General features: G+C 69.5%; 15 protein-coding genes. 6 read left to right on the top strand and 9 right to left on the bottom strand.

The window, feature by feature from the left end; translation table 11 throughout:
* Positions 1-133: 133 nt before the first annotated feature.
* The gene (locus AB0A95_RS21245) at positions 134-364 is read right to left on the bottom strand and encodes a hypothetical protein (protein WP_357065168.1); all 231 of its coding nucleotides are present in this window, start codon (positions 362-364) and stop codon (positions 134-136) included.
* A 95-nt stretch (positions 365-459) separates the two neighbouring features.
* Here AB0A95_RS21245 and AB0A95_RS21240 point away from each other — a divergent pair, with 95 nt between their 5' ends.
* Positions 460-1188 carry a TetR/AcrR family transcriptional regulator C-terminal domain-containing protein gene (locus AB0A95_RS21240; RefSeq protein WP_357557485.1) on the top strand — a complete coding sequence of 243 codons (729 nt, stop codon included), beginning with the start codon at positions 460-462 and terminating at the stop codon, positions 1186-1188.
* Between the two features lie 93 nt (positions 1189-1281).
* Here AB0A95_RS21240 and AB0A95_RS21235 read toward each other — a convergent pair whose 3' ends face one another.
* Positions 1282-2580, bottom strand: a complete 1299-nt coding sequence (locus AB0A95_RS21235) for a cellulose binding domain-containing protein (RefSeq protein ID WP_357557484.1) — start codon at positions 2578-2580, stop codon at positions 1282-1284.
* A 422-nt stretch (positions 2581-3002) separates the two neighbouring features.
* Here AB0A95_RS21235 and AB0A95_RS21230 point away from each other — a divergent pair, with 422 nt between their 5' ends.
* On the top strand, positions 3003-3431 hold the full coding sequence (locus AB0A95_RS21230; protein ID WP_357557483.1) for a hypothetical protein: 429 nt from the start codon (positions 3003-3005) through the stop codon (positions 3429-3431).
* Positions 3432-3464: 33 nt separating this feature from the next.
* Here AB0A95_RS21230 and AB0A95_RS21225 read toward each other — a convergent pair whose 3' ends face one another.
* Together AB0A95_RS21225 and AB0A95_RS21220 are read right to left on the bottom strand one after the other, a co-directional pair.
* On the bottom strand, positions 3465-4697 hold the full coding sequence (locus AB0A95_RS21225; protein ID WP_357557482.1) for a sigma-70 family RNA polymerase sigma factor: 1233 nt from the start codon (positions 4695-4697) through the stop codon (positions 3465-3467).
* Positions 4697-5050 (bottom strand): YciI family protein, encoded by a 354-nt coding sequence (locus AB0A95_RS21220; RefSeq protein ID WP_357557481.1) that lies wholly within the window; start codon positions 5048-5050, stop codon positions 4697-4699. The genes AB0A95_RS21225 and AB0A95_RS21220 overlap by 1 nt, the downstream gene beginning before the upstream one ends.
* A gap of 160 nt (positions 5051-5210) precedes the next feature.
* Between AB0A95_RS21220 and AB0A95_RS21215 the strand changes: the two genes are divergently transcribed.
* Positions 5211-5555 (top strand): hypothetical protein, encoded by a 345-nt coding sequence (locus AB0A95_RS21215; protein ID WP_357557574.1) that lies wholly within the window; start codon positions 5211-5213, stop codon positions 5553-5555.
* Positions 5556-5642: 87 nt separating this feature from the next.
* On the opposite strand, the gene AB0A95_RS21210 is transcribed toward AB0A95_RS21215, so the two are convergent.
* The gene (locus AB0A95_RS21210) at positions 5643-7121 is read right to left on the bottom strand and encodes an arabinofuranosidase catalytic domain-containing protein (protein ID WP_357557480.1); all 1479 of its coding nucleotides are present in this window, start codon (positions 7119-7121) and stop codon (positions 5643-5645) included.
* Between the two features lie 307 nt (positions 7122-7428).
* Here AB0A95_RS21210 and AB0A95_RS21205 point away from each other — a divergent pair, with 307 nt between their 5' ends.
* The gene (locus tag AB0A95_RS21205) at positions 7429-8448 is read left to right on the top strand and encodes a LacI family DNA-binding transcriptional regulator (RefSeq protein ID WP_357557479.1); all 1020 of its coding nucleotides are present in this window, start codon (positions 7429-7431) and stop codon (positions 8446-8448) included.
* Here AB0A95_RS21205 and AB0A95_RS21200 read toward each other — a convergent pair.
* The 4 genes from AB0A95_RS21200 to AB0A95_RS21185 are packed head-to-tail and all read right to left on the bottom strand — an operon-like array spanning position 8435 to position 13229.
* Positions 8435-10147: a trehalase family glycosidase gene (locus tag AB0A95_RS21200; protein ID WP_357557478.1), complete on the bottom strand. Its 1713-nt coding sequence runs from the start codon at positions 10145-10147 to the stop codon at positions 8435-8437. The two genes, AB0A95_RS21205 and AB0A95_RS21200, sit on opposite strands and share 14 nt — an antisense overlap.
* Positions 10148-10179: 32 nt before the next feature.
* The gene (locus AB0A95_RS21195; protein WP_357557477.1) at positions 10180-11004 is read right to left on the bottom strand and encodes a carbohydrate ABC transporter permease; all 825 of its coding nucleotides are present in this window, start codon (positions 11002-11004) and stop codon (positions 10180-10182) included.
* Positions 11001-11972 (bottom strand): sugar ABC transporter permease, encoded by a 972-nt coding sequence (locus AB0A95_RS21190; protein WP_357557476.1) that lies wholly within the window; start codon positions 11970-11972, stop codon positions 11001-11003. The genes AB0A95_RS21195 and AB0A95_RS21190 overlap by 4 nt, the downstream gene beginning before the upstream one ends.
* Before the next feature lie 18 nt (positions 11973-11990).
* The gene (locus AB0A95_RS21185; protein WP_357557475.1) at positions 11991-13229 is read right to left on the bottom strand and encodes an extracellular solute-binding protein; all 1239 of its coding nucleotides are present in this window, start codon (positions 13227-13229) and stop codon (positions 11991-11993) included.
* A 296-nt stretch (positions 13230-13525) separates the two neighbouring features.
* Between AB0A95_RS21185 and AB0A95_RS21180 the strand changes: the two genes are divergently transcribed.
* Complete coding sequence (locus AB0A95_RS21180) at positions 13526-15361, top strand: RICIN domain-containing protein (RefSeq protein ID WP_357557474.1); 1836 nt, start codon at positions 13526-13528, stop codon at positions 15359-15361.
* A gap of 181 nt (positions 15362-15542) precedes the next feature.
* Positions 15543-17147, top strand: a complete 1605-nt coding sequence (locus AB0A95_RS21175) for an arabinofuranosidase catalytic domain-containing protein (protein ID WP_357557473.1) — start codon at positions 15543-15545, stop codon at positions 17145-17147.
* Positions 17148-17382: the final 235 nt, after the last annotated feature.

Genomic DNA, 17382 nt, shown 5'->3' with positions numbered 1-17382 from the left:
GCGCGGAAAGGGCGGCGGACCAGCCTACGGACGTTTGCGGTAGCCGGGTCGTCCAGCGGCGAACCGCCCCGGCGGGTGTGCGGCCGAGACTGTCCAGTTCGCGCGCGACGGTCTGAGCCGTATCGGCGGGCGCTCAACCGGCGGTGTCGGAGTAGACCTCCACGTCGTAGAGCAGTTGCACGTGTCGGCGGCCGTTCGTGATGCCGACGAATGTCGGGTCGCCGGCCGGGGTGCGGCCCTGGCGCCACACCTCCGCGCGCGCCGCCTCCCGCGACTCGTGGTGGGTTCTGCCCTCCTGGTGCAGTTGGAGAACGCGACGGGCGGTGATCCGGTCGCTGTCGAGGTGCACACGTAGCAGAGGCATTCTCCGACCTCCCTGCCGACCGGTACGGCCAACCTTCGCTTGTTCAGCTAGCTTACCGATGTTAAGTCGCCTGTCCAGTGGACTACAGTGGCATCATGACCACCGCAGAGCCGGGCGTACCGTCGGCCGGGCGACGAGACAGCCGCACGTCGTCGCCGGTATGGCTTCGCGGGGAGTCACCCCGTACGCCACGAAGAGCGCCGCTGACCCTCGGGCGCATCGTGGGCGCGGCGGTGACGCTGCTGGACGAGCGTGGCGTCGAGGGCCTGACCATGCGCGGCCTGGCCCAGCAGCTCGACGTGACGGCTACCGCCCTGTACTGGCACGTGAAGACGAAGGACGACGTTCTGGACCTGGCCGTCGACCAGATCTTCGGCGACGTGCCCATCCCCGACGTGAGCGACGACTGGCTGGAGGATGCCCGCCTGCTCGCCCGAGCCTGGCGAGCCGCCATGCTGCGCCATCCCTGGGCGCCGAACCTGGTCGGCCGTCCGATGCTCGGGCCGAACGTCCTCGCCCGTACCGAATTCCTCCAGTCGGCGCTGGTGCGCGGCGGCTGCCACGGGCTTCAGCTCGCGGTGGCCACGCGGATGCTTGCCAACTTCGTCATCGGGTCCGCGCTCACCGAAGCCACGTGGCACCGGAGCGCGGACCCGCACGCGCGGGCCGCGGCCCGCGACCACATCGCGGCGAGGGCCGACACCTACCCGACCCTCGACGCCTCCGGCCACCTCGACGACACCCGGTGGGACGACGACCTGCTGTTCGAGGAGGGCCTCGACGGCATCCTCCGGGCGGCGGCACGGGCCGGGCTGCCGGAATGACCGGCGCGGCGCCGCCGTGACAGTGGGGGCAGGGTCGGTAGACGAGCCGGAGGCCCGGAGCCAGTGGCTCCGGGCCTCCGCTTTTGCCCCTGCTCAGGGGCTGGTGCAGGTGGTGGCGGGCGGGGTGGCGCTGTCGCCGGTGGCGGTGAACCCGAAGGTGGTCGACGCGTTCGGGGCCAACGTGCCGTTGTAGGCGGCGTTCCGGACCGCGACGTTGCCGGTGGTGCCGGTGTTGGTGCCGCCCCAGAGGCTGCTGATGGCCTGGCCACTGGCCAGGGTCAGGCCGACGGTCCAGCCGTTGACGGTGGCGGCGGTGTTGTTGGTGATCGTTACCTCACCCTGGAAGCCGCCGGGCCAGTTGTTGACCATGCGGTAGGTGGCGGCGCAGCTGCCCGGCTCCCCGGTCGGCGGGGGCGTGGTCGGGGGCGGGGTGGTCGGGGGCGGCGTGGTGGGTGGGGGCGTGGTCGGCGGAGGGGTCGTGGGGGGAGTGGTGGACTGGAACTGGCTGAAGAATCTCCAGATCTCCCCCGAGGTCCAGGTCCTGGAGTCGTTCGGGCCGGCCCCGTCGACTGGGCTCGGTGTGTGGTCTCCGTCGAACGCGGCCCACTGCACGGGATAGCCGGCTCGGCAGCCCGCGTAGGTGGTGGTGATGTGGGTGCCGCTGCCCCGGCTCGGTTCGCGGGGGCTCTGTGCGGTGCAGCCGTTGTTCCTGACGAACGTGTCCCGTAGTGACCGGCCCTGCGAGATGTTCAGCACGCTGTCGTAGATGCCGTGGATGCCGAAGTAGGGGACGGGCTGGGTGCCACCGTTGCAACCGCTGAGATTGGCGCCGGACAGGACGGCGACCGCGCGGATGACTGTTGGTCGGGCGCAGGCCACGGCGTAGCTCATCGCGCCGCCGTAGCTCCAGCCCAGAGCGAAGCGTTGGGTCGTGTCGACGCAGAGGTCGTTCTCGACCTGCCGGGAGATGTCGTCGAAGAGGGTCAGGTCCCGACCGTTGGTGTTGGCCCAACCGGCGTTGATGCCCTGGGGTGCGACGAAGATCGCGGTGTTGTTCGACAGCGGCGCGAGCCCGTAGTAGCCGGCCGAGGCGACGTTGTTGGCCGAGCCGTTCAGCCAGTGGAAGCCGAAGATCAGCCGGTAGGGCTTGTTTCTGTCGTACCCGTCCGGGATCCGGAGGATGTAGGTGCGGCTCTGGCCGCTGCTCTGGATGGTGCGTGTCCCGTTGGTGAGCGTGGGGGCCTTGCCGCAGCCGGCGGTCGCCGCGAGCGTGCCGTTCGTCGCGGCCACCGCTTCTGGTCGGAGGCCGCCGTTGAGCACGCCGCCGGCGGCCGCCGCGAGGAGGACCGCCGCGCCCGCGATGAACGATAAGAGCTGTCTATGCTTCGCCATTGCGTGACTCCTTGCCACTGTTGGTGGTGCGGGACCGGCTCCGGCGACCGCCGGCCGCGCCCGTGATGACACCGGGGATGTGGATGACGGTTGCCGGCCGGTGTGGCGTGCGGGGCCGTACCGTCGCTGCCGGGTGTCCGCCGCGACGGGCGTGGGAAGCTGGGGGTACGCAGCCGGACCGAGGTCGTCCGGCAACCGCCCGCGGTCGCCTGGCATCGGCGGAGCGGCCCGGACTGGTCACCGACTGGCAGGGGCGGCCGGAGGGCGTCGCCCTCGGCGTGCCGATGTCGATCGGCTGGGTGCGGGGAAGCGTGCCCTGCGCTCCCGCGCCGGAAAGATAGCATGTCATCGATGTGTTGCTCAACCGTTCGAGGGCACACCCCCACCACAGGCCGAAGGTGGCCAGGGAGCGAGGAGTCGCAATGAACGTGGCTACCCTGGCCGGCGGCCTTGTCGCGCTCTTCATCGTCGCGGCGGCGCTCGTGAGACTACGCAGGCGCGGTACGGCATCCGGTTCCGTTGGTCTGCTGCTGAGGATCCTCGCGGTCGCGGCCACCGCCTGGATCGTCATCGCGCTGCTGCCGTTCACCATCGACGACAGTGGCGGTGCGGCCAGCTATCTGCTGGGTGTGCCGGTGGTCGCGGCCGGGTGTCCCCTCGTCGCCGACCTGACCCACCGCGCGGTCGGCATCACCACGACGATCTCGGCGGTGGTGCTGCTGCTGTGGGCGCTCCTCCTGGGCCTGGGCGTCGGTCTCTGGTTCGTCCTCCCGGCTCTGCTGCTGGGGATGGCCGCGGTCGCCGCCGTGCCCGGCCGAGGCGCGGCGGCGCGGGAAGGCCGGGATACCTGAAGCCGCCGGCCGCCGCCGAGGTGTCGCTGACGATCAGTGCTGCCGCCGTACGTCCGCCAACCGCTCGACGAGGAAGGCACGCTCCACGTCGTTGTCGGTGAGGGTCAGCGCCTCCTCGTAGGCCGTCACGGCCTGGGGCCACCGCCTCAGCTGGCGCAGGAAGTCGGCGCGGGCCGCGCTCAGATATCCGTAGGTGGCCAGGGCCGGGTCGGCGAGCATCGGCGTGAGCGCGTCGAGTCCGGCCTCGGGGCCGTCGCGCAGCCCGATCGCGACGGCGCGATTGAGGCCGACGACTGGCGACGGCCACAGCCGGAGCAGGGTGTCGTAGAGCCCGACGATCTGGTTCCAGTCGGTGCCCTGCCAGGTTGGCGCCTCGACGTGCACTGCGGCTATCGCGGCCTCCAGGGCGTACCGGGTCGGTGGCCGTCGGCGCAGCGACTCGGTCAACAGCGACAGGCCCTCGCCGATGAGCTGCCGGTCCCAGCGGGTGCGGTCCTGCTCGGACAGCAGCACCAGCCGCCCGTCGGCGGACAGGCGGGTGTCCTGGCGTGCCGTGGTGAGCAGCAGCAGTGCCAGCAGGGCGCTGATCTCCGCGTCGGTTGGCATGAGCAGGTGCAGCATGCGGGCCAGACCGATCGCGCAGTCCACCAGGTCCTGCCGCACCAGGTGCGCGCCCACCGGTGCGGTGTGGCCGGTGGTGAAGATGAGATGGACGACATCGAGTACGGCGCCGACCCGCTCACCGAGTTGGTCCGGGCCCGGTACCCGGTACGGGATACGGGCCGCGGCGATCTTCCTCTTGGCCCGGGTGATCCGCGCGGCCATTGTGGTCGGCGGCACCAGGAACGCCCGCGCCACCTCCGGGGTGGACAGCCCGCACACCAGGCGCAGGGTCAGCGCGACCCGTGCCTGCCTGGACAACGCTGGGTGCACACAGGTGAAGATGAGGCGCAGCCGATCGTCGACCAGGCCATCATCGGGGCCCGGCATCGTCTCGTCCGCGACGAGCAGTGGCATCTTGCGCCGGAACACCGACTCGCGGCGCAGGACATCCCGCGCCCGGTTGCGAGCGATGGTGGTGAGCCAGGCGCCCGGCCGGTCGGGAATGCCACTCTCGGCCCAGGTCTCCAGGGCCTGCGCGAACGCGTCCTGGGTGCACTCCTCGGCGAGATCGAGGTCGCGGGTCAGCTGGGCGGTGGTGCTGAGCACCTGGGCCCAGTCGCGGCGGTGCGCCTGGGCGACCGCCGCGACGACAGTGTCGTTCATCAGTGGTCGACCACCGGACGGATCTCCACACCGCTGTGTGCCGCGCGCACCTCGGGCAGCAGTGCCGCCAGAGACAGCACCTCGTCCAGGTCTGTCGCCTCCAGCAGGTAGTAGCCGCCCAGCGCCTCCTTGGTCTCCAGGAACGGGCCGTCGGTCGTGTCGAGCTGGCCGAGTGCGTCCGCGCGCAGCGAGGTGGCAGTGGGCGCCGGTTCCAGCTGCTGCCCGCCGAGGATCCGCGCGCCGGCCTCGGCCACGAACGCCACGTGCGCGGCGTCGTGCGCCTTCCACTGCTCTTCGGTCATCGCGTCCCACTGCTGCGCGTCGCCGTAGATGAGGATCATGTACTTGGCCATGTCCGGTATCCCATCGTGTGTTGGCCCCGTCGGTGGTGGCCCCTACTCTGACGACGAGCCAGCAGGGCTCCGGATCGACAGCCGCGACGACATTCTCGATCCGACGACCGAGAGATCATCGCAGCTTCGAGAGAGGTGGAAACACATGACACGTGGACGCGTGTTGGTGATCGGTATCGATCCGACCAGGCTTACGGACTGGGACCCGGCGCCGGTCGTGGCGGCGATAGCACGCGGTCAGGCCCGCTTCGACGATCTCGGCATCGCGGCCGACCTGTGCCAGGTGATGCCGGACGAGAGCGCAGAGAGGGCAATCGTCGAGGCGCTGACCGGCGGAGATTACGCCTGCGTGGTCGTCGGCGGCGGCATCCGCAAGCACGAGTCACTGCTCGTGCTCTTCGAGAAGGTGGTAAACCTCGTCCGGCAGCATGCTCCCGGCGCGGCCATCGCCTTCAACAGCAACCCCGAGGACACAGCCGACGCCGCGCTCCGCTGGCTGCGCTAGCGCCCGCTTCACAGGGGCAACGCCGCCGGCGGTGCCGCCTGCGCGAAACTCGCGGAGGCGGCACCGCCGGTCAGGTGGTGGTACGGATCAGCTGCGGGTGGACCAGCGCTGGTTCTGTTGCCCGTTGCAGGCCCAGAGCAGGAGCTTGGTGCCGTTCGCGGTCCCAGCGCTGCTGGCGTCGAGGCAGAGCCCGGACTGGACGCCGGTGATGGTGCCGTTGGAGTTGATGTTCCACTGTTGGTTGGTGCCGCTGTGGCAGTCCCAGATGATGGCCTGGGTGCCGTTGGCGGTGCCCTGGCCGCTGGCGTCGAGGCACTTGTTGCCGTACACCTGGAGTTGTTTGCCGGCGGTGTGGGTCCAGCGCTGGGCGGTGCTGTTGCTGATGCAGTCCCAGAGTTGGACCTGGGTGCCGTTGGTGGTGGTGCCGTTCGGCACGTCGACGCAGCGGTTGGACTGGGCACCGACGAGCTGGACGCCCTGTGTCGGGTTACCGCCACCGGACGGCGCGTACCCGGCGGCGGCGATGTTGGCCTGCACCGCGTCCTCGGTCGCCGCGGTCGGGTAGCCGGAGGTCAACACACCCTCGAAGAAGGTGCCCCGACCGGTGACGCTGTTGTCGCCGCCGATGCCGAGGAGGATGGCGCCCTCCTTCTTCATCGGGTGGTAGCCGTTGGGGCGACGCCCGTCGAAGTAGGTGGTCAGACCGCCCGACTGGGCGCTTCCGCCCCGGATCGCCCAGTGGTTCGGTTCGCCCTTGACCATGGCGGTCACGAAGCGGTGGTTGATCGGCGCGATGTTGTTGTACCCGGCGTTCACGCCGGAGAACAGACCCCACTCCAGGTCGGCCATGATCCAGGGGCCGGCTCCCGCCCCGTAGCCCCACTGCTTGTTGGCGCCGAAGTAGACGGTCTCCATGATCGCGCGCTCGTCGGCCTGGCCGTCCGTCTGCGCGTTGCCGTAGTCGAAGCAGCACCACTGGTTGTAGTGCGTGCCGTCGACGACGGCGTAGATGCCCTCGGGCTGGTCGCCGGTGGCGACGCCGTTGGTGTTGTTGTTGCGGTAGCCGGTGCCGGGCGCGATGTAGACGCCGTAGGCCTTCTGGCCACCGATGGTGATCGGGGCCGCCTTCGCGTCGGCCAGGTTGTCCCATCCACCGGGCAAGGGGCCGGGCCAGTAGCCGGGAGGTGCCTGGGTGAGGCGGTTGTTGCGGCCGGACTGGTCGTAGAGGATGGTGATGACGCAGTTGGTGTTGGCGCAGAACGTGTCCTGGGTAGCGGCGTCGACGTAGCCTCCGGCACTCTGCACGCCGATATCGCGGGTGGTGTTGTCCGACGAGCGTCGGACCTGGTAGAGCGGGCCGTTGTATGCGCCGTACAGCGCGCGGGTGGTGCTGTGCGCGGCCACGCACGGGGTGCCCCCCGAGGCGTAGATGTCGCACGGTCCCGTGCCGGCGGCGCGGGCGACACCCGGCGCGTCCGAGACCACGTAGATGCTGGCGCCGCCAGCGAGAACCAGCAGGGTTCCCGTAGCGGCGAGCAGACGACTCAGTCGTCTCTTCACATTCATCGGATCCTCTCGGCGGTGTGGTGGAGCGCGGTAGTGGCGGGGTGAGCCTGTGTTGCCGAACCGATCCAGTTCGATACGGTTGGTGCCGTGGGCGGCGGTGGTTCGAGCCTTGCTACCGACCCAGACCGACGTCACACGTCATACCTGTTCACATTAATGCCCGTCCATTCGTCGCGCCACCGTCGGTCGTCCGCCCCGCTGGCCGCCGAACTTGCCGACGCGGGTTCGAGTTTCCGGACGGATATGCTCGTCAGGGAAAAGATGGTGCGTGCCCGTGTCGGGGCAAGAATCGATTCGAGGGCGCGGCATGAACATCGGGGAGATCGCCCGCCGGGCGGGGGTGTCCCGCAGCACCGTCTCCTACGTCCTGAGCGGGAAGCGGACCGTCTCGGAGGGGACCCGGCAGCGGATCCAGGCGGTCATCGACGAGCTGGACTACCGACCGAACGCCAGCGCCCGCGCGCTCAAGGAGGGACGCACCCGCACCCTCGGGCTGGTGATCCCCCCGGCCAGCCAGCGGTTGACCGACATGCAGTTGGGCTTCGTCGCCAGCGTCGTCGAGGCAGCCGCGCGCCACGACCTCGACGTGCTGCTGTCCCCGTCCGGGGGCGACCACGACCGGTCGTTCGAGCGGATCGTCACCGGGCGCCGGGTGGACGGGGTGGTCCTGATGGAGATCCGCCTGGAGGACGACCGGGTGACCCGCCTGACCAAGACCGGTCTGCCGTTCGTCACGATCGGGCGGATCGCCGAGCCGCACGGCATGAGCTGGATCGACATCGACTATTCCGGGCTGATCGCCCGCTGCGTGCACCACCTGGCCGACCTGGGGCACCGGCACGTGGCCCTGGTCAACCGTTCCGCCGAGTTGGTGGCAGCGGGTTACGGGCCCAGCCATCGGGCACTCACCGGTTTCCGGGCGGCGGCGGCCGACCGGGGGCTGACCGGCGTGGAGGTCTGCTGCGGCGACGACACGGCCTCCGGCGAGGCGTGCGTGGAACAGCTGCTCGTGACACATCCCGACGTCACGGCCGTCGCCACCATCAACGAGGCCGCCCTGCCCGGCATGCAGCGCGCGCTGACCAGCGCCGGTCTGTCCGTGCCGCGCGACTTCTCCGTCACCGGCGTCGCCGCCCAGCACTGGGCTGAGGATTTCCGCCCGCCGTTGACCGCCGCGGACGTCCCGATGGTCGAGATGGGCGCCGAGGCGGTGTCGCTGCTGCTGGAGAGCATCGCCGCCCCGGGCGCCGTGCCACGACACCGGCTGTACAGCCCGCCCATCTCGTTGCGCTCCAGCACCGGTCCGGTGCGGGCTACCCCCTCGTGACCCGCCGTTCCTCCTGACCGGCGGCGAGAATGAGATAGCTGCTGGCGGTCCAGGTGTAGGCGCGGTCCCGGAGCCCGGCCCCGGTCTCGGCGTCGAAGTTCTCCGCGAACCCGGACTTCTCACACAGCGCGAGGAAACGTCGGCTGATCTCGTCGGCGACCCTGGTCTGCCCGGCCCGCCGCAGACCGTCCTCGACCAGCACTGTGGAGGGCGCCCAGATCGGGCCACGCCAGTAGCCGTCGGCGAGATAGTGCGCCGAGTCGACCGGCTCGGTGGCCAACCCGTGCGTGGTCAGGTGGGTTTCGACACCCCGGGCCAGGGCGACGGCGACCGGGGCGGGTAGGTCGGCCCCGAGCGCGACGGGCATCAGGTCGAGCAGGCTCCGACTCGTCCGCCGCTGGCCGGTGTGCGGGTTGCGGGCGGCGAAGCGTTCGCCGTCCCACAGGTCCCGCAGCATGGCGCCATGGACCCGGTCGGCCTCCCGGGACCACGTGTCGGCGGGCTCACCCAGCTCGGTGGCGAGGGCGGCCAGGCAGCGAAGCTGGGACACCAGGAAGCCGGCGAGGTCGGCCGTCTGGAGGACCCGGTTGCCGTCGAAGGTGGTCGCGTTGTCCCAACCGCTGTCGTTGCCGTGCTGGTAGTGGGGCAGCTCCTGGCCGGGGGCCCGACGGGCGTCGAGCCAGAACCGGGTCCAGCGGGCCAGCCGGTCGTACGTCTGCGCCAGTGCCGCCCGGTCCAGCGGCTGGGGAAGGCGTCGACGCAGGTGGTGGAGCGCCCAACCGTGGATGGGAGGCTTGACGTAGTTGTGCAGGACCTCGGAGTGCGTGACCGAGTCGGGGAGCGCGCCGGCCTCGTCCTGGTGGTCGAAGGGCAGCTGGAACTGGTGCCACGCCAGCTCCGGCTCGCCGGCGGCCAGGGCGATCGCGTTGAAGCAGTGGTCCCAGCTCCACACCTTGTCCATCCAGTGCTTGGACATCAGGACCGCGGGTCGGGTGACGAAGCCCGCCGGGCCGACGGTGGCCGACCACAGGACGTAGGCGGCCAACTCGGCGGCCGGGGTCTCCGCACCGCGCCACGGTGCGACCGCGTCGACGAAGGCGGTGAACTCGGCGGCCCGGTCGCGGCACAGCTGGTCGAAGGTGACGGATCCGACGTACGGGCGGCGGGCGGTGGCGTACTCCTCGATCGCGATCTCCCACGGCTGGTCACCGGGGAGGTCGACGGACCGGTCCGCGGTGCCGAGCGCCTCGACACCGTCGGTGCGCTCAAGCGCACCGGAGAGCACGGTGATCCGGTAGCGGCGCCCGGTCTCGTACGAGGTGAACACGTGGGAACCGTCGACCGGGTCGTGGTAGAGGTAGGTGCCGCTGAACGGGGTGAGGGTGGCGGCGGCCGCGGCGACCCGCAGGCCGAGCCGTCGGCCCCGGATCCGCAGGGTGTCCGGCCCGTCGTACACCGCCTCGATCCGGTCGGTGCCGTTTCGCCAGGTCAGCAGCGCGGGTGTGGCGACGACGGTGGTGTCGGCGACCGCCGGGGAGAGCCGGAGCACGGCGTGGAGCCCGGTCTGGTGGGAGACCAGGTGCAGATCGTCGGCGTACGTCTTCTCGGCTACCACCGGGGAGATGTTGAACCAGGATCCTCGGTAGCTGAACGGGATGTCCTGGACGGGGAACTCCGGACCGGACGGGACGACGGTCATGGGTGGCGGGTGCCTTTCTGTGCTGCGGGTGGTCAGTCCTTGACGGCGCCGGCGGTCACGCCCATCGAGACGTAGCGCTGGGCCAGGATGAGCAGCACCGCTGCGGGGATGGAGGCGACGACAGCGGTGGCCATGATGGCGTTCCACTGCTGGTTGTTGTTGCCGATGTAGTGGTAGATGCCGAGGGTGATGGGTTGCTGGTCGCCGCCGCCGGCGAGTGTCGAGGCGAAGATGAAGTCCGACCACGACCACAGGAACGCGAACAGCGACACCGTGACGATCGAGTTGCGGCTGATCGGGAGCACGACCGACCAGAAGGTCCGCAGCCGGCTGGCCCCGTCGACGACGGCGGCCTGGAGCAGTTCGTCGGGAATTCCGGACATGAAGGCCGTGAAGATCAGCACACCGAACGGCACCGCCAGTGTCGAGTCGGCCAGGATCAGGCCGGGCAGCGTGTTGAGGATGCCGAGACTGAGATAGATGGCGTAGAAGCCCATCGCCATGATGATGCCCGGGATCATCTGCGCGATCAGCAGGACGAAGCTCAGTGCGGTGCCGCCGGGTGGCCGCAGCTTCGCCAGCGCGTATCCGGCGGGAGCGGCCAGCGCCACGGTGAGCACCACAGTGCCGAGACCGACCAGGAAGCTGGTGCCGAGGTACGGCAACTGTTGGTCGAGGACGGCCCGGTAGCCGTCCAGCGTGCCGTTGGTCGGGAACAGGTGCGGCGGGCTGGCCCGCATGTCCTGGTCCCGGGTGAACGACACGTTGATCATCCAGTAGACGGGGAAGAGCATCAGCCCGGTCAGCACCAGGCCGACTGCGGTCTTCCACAGGACCCGAGGTGTGGAGGTGGTCATGACAGGTTCTGCCTCCGCTGGATCCTGATGTAGACGAGCCCGGCGACCAGGGCCATCACGATGAGCAGGTTGCCGACTGCCGCACCCGGACCGAACTCGGGCAGCAGGTTGCCGAAGCCGAGTCGGTAGGACCAGGTCGCGAGCGTGGCGGAGGAGTCGCTCGGCCCACCCTTGGTCATGATCCAGATGATGTCGAAGACCTTCAGCGTGTAGACCAGCCCCAGCAGCAGCGTGATCGCGGAGACGGGGCGCAGCAGCGGGAAGGTGATCCCCCAGAACCGTTGCCAGCTCGACGCGCCGTCCAGCGCGGACGCCTCGTACATCTCGACCGGGATCGCCTGTAGCCCGCTGTAGAGGACCACCAGGTTGAACGGGATGCCGATCCAGATGTTGGCGATGATCACCGAGGTGAGTGACCAACCCGGCGAGGTGAGCCAGTTGACCTGGTCGATCCCCACCACACCGAGCGCCGCGTTTACCAGCCCCGAATCGCTGTTGAGGAGCCACGACCAGGTCGAGGCCGAGACGATGAGCGGCAGCAGCCACGGTACGAGGAACAACGCCCGCAACGTGCGGGACAGCGGGAAGTGCTGGTGGAAGAAGAGCGCCAGCGCCATGCCGATGCTGAACTGGAAGATGAGCGACGTGCCAGTGAAGATCAGGGTGTGCGCCAGGGTCGATCCGAACGCCGGATCGGTCAGGACCGTCCGGTAGTTGTCGAAGCCGGCGAACGGCGCACCGCCCTGCACGAACGAACGGACCGTGTACTCGCGCAGGCTCAGGTCGAGATTGCGGTAGAGCGGGTAGGCGTAGAAGGCCGACAGGTAGAGGGTGACGGGCGCCAGGAAGGCCCACGCGAGCCATCGGCTGGGCCGGCGGGTGCGGGACGGGGGAGGCCCGGGTGGGGCGGCGTTGGCCGCCCCACCCTGGTCCGCTGCGGCAGTGGAGCTGTGTGTCGTGGGGAGCATGGTGTCGGTTCGGCGTGGCTACCTGGTCGCGGCCTGGGCGGCGGTCAGCGCGTCCTTCGGTGACTTCCCGCCGCTGAGGGCCGCCTGCACCGCGGTCCACAGGGATTCCGAGATCTTCGGGTACTTCGTGCCGAGGTTGTCGCCGGTGCGGCCCTTGGCCGCCCGGACCGCCTCCACCCAGACCTTGAGCTTGGCGTCCGCGGTCGCCTGCCGATCCTGAACGGCGGCGACGGGCGCGACGTAGGACAGCGTGGTGTCGGTGGTGAGGAGGTTGTCGGCGTTGGTGAGGCAGGCGACGATCTTCTGCGACGTCTCGTACCTGGCGGTCTTCTTCTGCACCGGGATGGAGACGAACTCACCGCCGGTGGGCGCCGGTGCCGGGCCGCCCGCGTTGGCCGGGATCGCGATGGTGCCGTAGGAGAAGCCGAGCTTCTCCGCGTTGGCCAACTGCCAGGTGCCGTTCTCGGCGAACGCGTAGTCGCCGGTGGCGAACTCCTGCCAACTCGTGGTCTGGGTGTTGTTGATGACCGAGTTGGGGGCGAGGCCCTGCTGGAGCCAGTCGGTCCAGAGCGTCAACGCGGACACCGCCTGCGGCGAGTCCAGGCTGGTCAGCTGGGCCCCCGAACCCCAGAACCAGGGCAGGAACTGGAAGCTGCCCTCCTCGGTGCCGATCGCGGAGAAGGTGATGCCCTTCTTCCCCTTGGCCTTGACCTTGGTCAGTGCCGTGGTCAGCGACGCCCAGTCCGTGATCGAGGCCGGATCGACGCCGGCGGCGGTCAGCACGTCCTTGTTGTAGTAGAGGGCGAGGGTGTTCGCCCCGATCGGCACCCCGTACGTCTTGCCCCCGCTCTGACCGGCGCCGAGCAGGTTCGGGGCCATGGCCGAGACGTCGAGCTTGTTGTCCTCGGTGGTGGTGAGGGCGCCGGCCTCGGCCAGTGTCGAGATTACCGGGTTGTCCACGATCAGCACGTCCGGCGAGTTGCCCTGCTGGGCGGCGAGCAGCGCCTTGTTGGTCAGGTCGGTGGTGTCGTAGCCGGTCCGCTCGACAGTCGCCGCCCCCGCCGAGGTGCCGCACTTCTTGAGCAGCGCGACCCACTCGGAGTCGTTGGCGAACTGCGGGTACGGGTCCCAGACGAGGTACGCGCCGCCGCCGTCGCCGGACCCTCCGTCGGACGACGAGCAGGCACTGCCTGTCACTGCGGCGAGCGCTATCACGGCGACGGCGGCCAGGCGCCGTCGACGACTGAATCCTGTCATGTGGTGCCTCACTTCAGTCGATGTCAGGTGGGGTGTGCGGGTTGACCGTCGCGGGTCGGACGCCGTCCGACCATGAGGCGAACCGATTCGACAAATCGGTTCGCACGAAGATAGGTCCGCCCCTGGCGCCTGGTCAAGAGATGCGCGGAGGTTCTGAAGGTTGCGCTGTGAAACGCCACCTTCACCGCGTCGTCACTTCATTGACATCGTTCAGTTCCTGGTCCTACGATCCGTGCGAATCGATTCGCAAGCTGCCCTCCGGAGAGCGTCCCCCGCGCCCCACCAAGGAGCCGCCCGTGAAAACCCCGTCCCCCGGCAGGTCAGGCCGAGCCCGCGCGCTCGCCGCCCGACTCGCGGTTGGCCTGCTCGCCGCCACCGCCGCCGTCACCGTCGCCGCGCCTCCGGCGCAGGCCGGCAACGAGTCGATAAGCGTCAACTTCGCCACGGACAACGGCACGCCGACCTACCGCGCGTCCGGCTGGATCTACGGCATGACCGAGAACGCCAGCGGTCCGGCGGACCACTTCTACCGAGACGTCAAGTTCCAGGCCATGCGGGCGGGCGGCGCGCAGCTGCCCGGCAGTGGCTGGGTCGGCGGCACGTACGACCGTCGATGGAACTCCACACTCGCCCAGGCGCGTCGAACCACAGCCCTCGGCGGGAAGTTCATCATCCTGCCGCACGACCTGTGGGGCGCCGACGGCGCCGGGATCTCCCGCTTCCCCGGCGACAACGGCAACTGGACCGACTACGACAACTTCCTGACCCGGCTCATCAGCGACGTCCGGGCCTCCGGGCTGAGCGTGCAGTGGGACATCTGGAACGAACCCAACATCACCATCTTCTGGAACCGCCCGATCTCGCAGTACCTCGAACTGTGGCGTCGCACCTACCAGCGCATCCGGACGGAGTTCCCCAGTCAGCTCATCGTCGGGCCGAGCTGTGCCTGCGTCCCGTCGACGAACCACGCCTTCTGGAACCAGTACCTGGACTTCGTCCGCTCGACCAACACGGTGCCGGACATCATCAGCTGGCACTCACTGCCGGGTGACCCGGTCGCGAACGTCGCCGCCGCCAACGCCACCCTCGACCCGCGCGGCATCGCCCACCCGCGTCCCTACCAGATCAACGAGTACGGCGCGCCCGACGAGCAGAACCCGGCCGACGGCGCCTGGTACATCGCCCGTCTGGAGCGGGCCCGCGCCGACGGCCTGCGGGCGAACTGGGCCAGCGGCGGCAGCCTGCACAACGACCTCGGCAACCTGTTGATCCGCAACTCGGCAGGGCAGCACCAGCCCAAGGGTGAGTGGTGGAACTACCGCTTCTACGCCTCCCAGACCGGGCAGATCGCCGGGGTCACCCCCAGTCAGTCGTTCGACGCGTACGCCACGAAGGCGGCCGGCGTGGCCAAGATCCTGGTCGGCGGTGGTCGTACCACCGGGAACCTGACAGTCAACCTACAGGGCCTGGACACCACGAGTGGCATTGTGCAGAACAACCAGGTCCGGGTGCTCACCCAACGCATCCCGCACAACGGCGGCGGCGCGGTGCCGGGGCCGATCACGGTCTCGAACAGCGTGGTCGGCGTGTCCAACAACAACGCCACAGTGACCCTGCCGTACACCAACCAGACCGACACCTACGCCGTCACCCTGCTGCCCCCGTCGGATGGCGGCTTCCAGTCGGTGGCGGTTGCCCAGCACTCCCAACAGTGCCTCAACAACACCGGCCTGAGCACCGCCGACGGCAACGGCCAACAGCAGAACTACTGCGACGGCGGCGACCAGCAGCTCTGGAACTTCCTCCCGGTCGCCGGGGTGGCCAACACGTACACCGTGGTCAACCAGCAGAGCGGCAAGTGCCTCGAGGTCAACGGGGCGTCCACCGCCGACGGTGCCGCCGTGAGCCAACGGACCTGCCTGAACAGCTCGAACCAGCAGTTCACCCTCCGCAGGGTGACCTACTCGGGCAACGACTCGCACGACTACCAGCTGGTTGCCCGACACAGCGGCAAGTGTGTGGATGTCAACGGCGTTTCCACGGCGGCTGGCGCAACTGTCCTCCAGTGGACCTGCAAGGCGGTCAACCAGAACGGCTCGTTGAACCAGACCTGGCGGCTCCTGGGGCGGTAGTAGTCCCGGGGCAGGTGACGCGCTGGCTGTCGGCCCCGGCAGTCAGCGCGGCACCGGACATCGCATTCATTGACATGAATTGAACAAAGGTCATACCATTCGCAGCGATTCGCCATCGCCACCACCCGCCCGTGGCGCGTCGACGATCTCCCGCGCTTCCACGACTCCGAGGAGCCACCTCGTGCGAACCCCGTCCCGCAGTGGGTCAGGAACAGCCCGCGACCTCATCCCGAAACGCCAACGCGTCCGACGTCTGACCCTCCTGGCCGGTGCGCTGGCCGGGGTGCTCGTCGTCGTCGGCGTCGGTGTCGGCACCAACCCCACCAGCTCGCCCTTCGCCGCCGAGGCCGCCGCGGCGGCCACCATCCAGCCGGGGCAGAGCACCCCGGTCGTCGGCACGCCGTCCGGTCGCTGCCTTGAGGTGCCCAACTCCAGCACCACCAACGGCACCCAGACGCAACTCTGGGACTGCAACGGCGCCGCCGGCCAGACCTGGACCTGGACGTCGAGCAAGCAACTCCAGGTGTACGGCAACAAGTGCCTGGACGCCTCCGGCCGGGGCACCACCAACGGCACCCAGGCGATCATCTGGGACTGCAACGGCCAGAACAACCAGCAGTGGAACGTCAACAGCAACGGCACCATCACCGGCGTGCAGTCCGGGCTCTGCCTCGACGCCAACGGCGCGGCCACCGCGAACGGCACCAAGATCATCCTCTGGGCCTGCAACGGTGGCGCCAACCAGCAGTGGGCCTCGCCGAACACACCGCCGACCTCCGTACCGCCGACCTCCGAACCGCCGACCAGCCCGCCGCCGAGCGGCTCGCGCCCGTGCGACATCTACGCCTCCGGCGGCACCCCGTGCATCGCGGCACACAGCACGACCAGGGCCCTCTTCGCGTCGTACGCCGGCAACCTCTACCAGGTGCGACGCTCGTCGGACAACACGACCCGCAACGTCGGGCTGACCGGCACGGGTGGCACCGCCAACGCGGCCACGCAGGACTCGTTCTGCACCGGCACCACCTGCGTGATCACCGTTGTCTACGACCAGTCCGGGCGCGGCAACGACCTGTGGTACCAGGGGTCGAGCGTGGTCCCGGGCAGCCCGCAGAGCCGGCCGGCGGTCGCGACGACCGAGTCGCTGAGCGTGGGCGGCGCCAAGGCGTACTCGCTCTACATCAACCCCGGCAACAGCTACTGGCGCGACGGGCACCTCACCGGCGTGCCGACCGGCGCCGCCCCCGAGGGCATGTACATGGTCACCAGCGGCACCCACGTCAACAGCGGCTGCTGCTTCGACTACGGCAACAGCGAGACGACGCGCAAGGCCGACGCCGCGGGTGCCATGGACGCCATCAACTTCAGCAAGCAGTGCTGGTTCGGTGGCTGCTCCGGCAGCGGGCCCTGGGTGCAGGCGGACCTGGAGTGGGGTCTCTTCCCCGGCGGCAGCCAGAGCTGGAACCCGAACCAGCGCGCCTTCACCAGCAAGTTCGTCACCGCGACGCTGAAGAACAACGGCACGTCCCGCTTCGCCATGAAGGGCAGCGACGCCACGTCCGGCAGCCTCTACACGCTGTACGACGGCTCGCTCCCGCCGGGCTACAGCCCGATGAAGAAGCAGGGTGCGATCATCCTGGGCAGTGGCGGTGACTGCTGCAAGCCCGACGGCGGCGCGAACCTGAGCGCCGGCACCTTCTACGAGGGGGCCATGGTCGCCGGCTACCCGTCCGACGCGACCGAGGCCGCGGTGCAGGCCAGCATCGTGAGCGCCGGCTACCGCTAGCCCGACAACACGTGCGCCGGTCACCACCTCGTGGTGACCGGCGCACGTACTCGTCGATGCCGCCCTCTCGGCGGCGGCGGGGCCGCCGACACTGCGGGGGTGGGGTCCCCATCCCCGCAGTGTCGCCCGGTGTCAGGCCACGGGTCTGCTGCACCGATAGGTGACACCTGAGATGGCTTGCCCTGTGGGCGGGCTGGAAGGATGTCGCTGTGCCCAAGCCCTACCCCCGAGAGTT

This window comes from Micromonospora sp. NPDC049230, assembly GCF_040647875.1.
In the GTDB taxonomy this organism is placed as follows: domain Bacteria; phylum Actinomycetota; class Actinomycetes; order Mycobacteriales; family Micromonosporaceae; genus Micromonospora.
Note: the sequence above shows the minus strand (reverse complement) of the source record. Positions and strands in the feature narration are given on the sequence as shown.

Excerpts from the sequence above, each read along its gene's own strand:
- AB0A95_RS21245 (WP_357065168.1), bottom strand. The coding sequence starts at position 364 with ATGCCTCTGCTACGTGTGCACCTCGACAGCGACCGGATCACCGCCCGT.
- AB0A95_RS21240 (WP_357557485.1), top strand. The coding sequence starts at position 460 with ATGACCACCGCAGAGCCGGGCGTACCGTCGGCCGGGCGACGAGACAGC.
- AB0A95_RS21235 (WP_357557484.1), bottom strand. The coding sequence starts at position 2,580 with ATGGCGAAGCATAGACAGCTCTTATCGTTCATCGCGGGCGCGGCGGTC.
- AB0A95_RS21230 (WP_357557483.1), top strand. The coding sequence starts at position 3,003 with ATGAACGTGGCTACCCTGGCCGGCGGCCTTGTCGCGCTCTTCATCGTC.
- AB0A95_RS21225 (WP_357557482.1), bottom strand. The coding sequence starts at position 4,697 with ATGAACGACACTGTCGTCGCGGCGGTCGCCCAGGCGCACCGCCGCGAC.
- AB0A95_RS21220 (WP_357557481.1), bottom strand. The coding sequence starts at position 5,050 with ATGGCCAAGTACATGATCCTCATCTACGGCGACGCGCAGCAGTGGGAC.
- AB0A95_RS21210 (WP_357557480.1), bottom strand. The coding sequence starts at position 7,121 with ATGAATGTGAAGAGACGACTGAGTCGTCTGCTCGCCGCTACGGGAACC.
- AB0A95_RS21205 (WP_357557479.1), top strand. The coding sequence starts at position 7,429 with ATGAACATCGGGGAGATCGCCCGCCGGGCGGGGGTGTCCCGCAGCACC.
- AB0A95_RS21200 (WP_357557478.1), bottom strand. The coding sequence starts at position 10,147 with ATGACCGTCGTCCCGTCCGGTCCGGAGTTCCCCGTCCAGGACATCCCG.
- AB0A95_RS21195 (WP_357557477.1), bottom strand. The coding sequence starts at position 11,004 with ATGACCACCTCCACACCTCGGGTCCTGTGGAAGACCGCAGTCGGCCTG.
- AB0A95_RS21190 (WP_357557476.1), bottom strand. The coding sequence starts at position 11,972 with ATGCTCCCCACGACACACAGCTCCACTGCCGCAGCGGACCAGGGTGGG.
- AB0A95_RS21185 (WP_357557475.1), bottom strand. The coding sequence starts at position 13,229 with ATGACAGGATTCAGTCGTCGACGGCGCCTGGCCGCCGTCGCCGTGATA.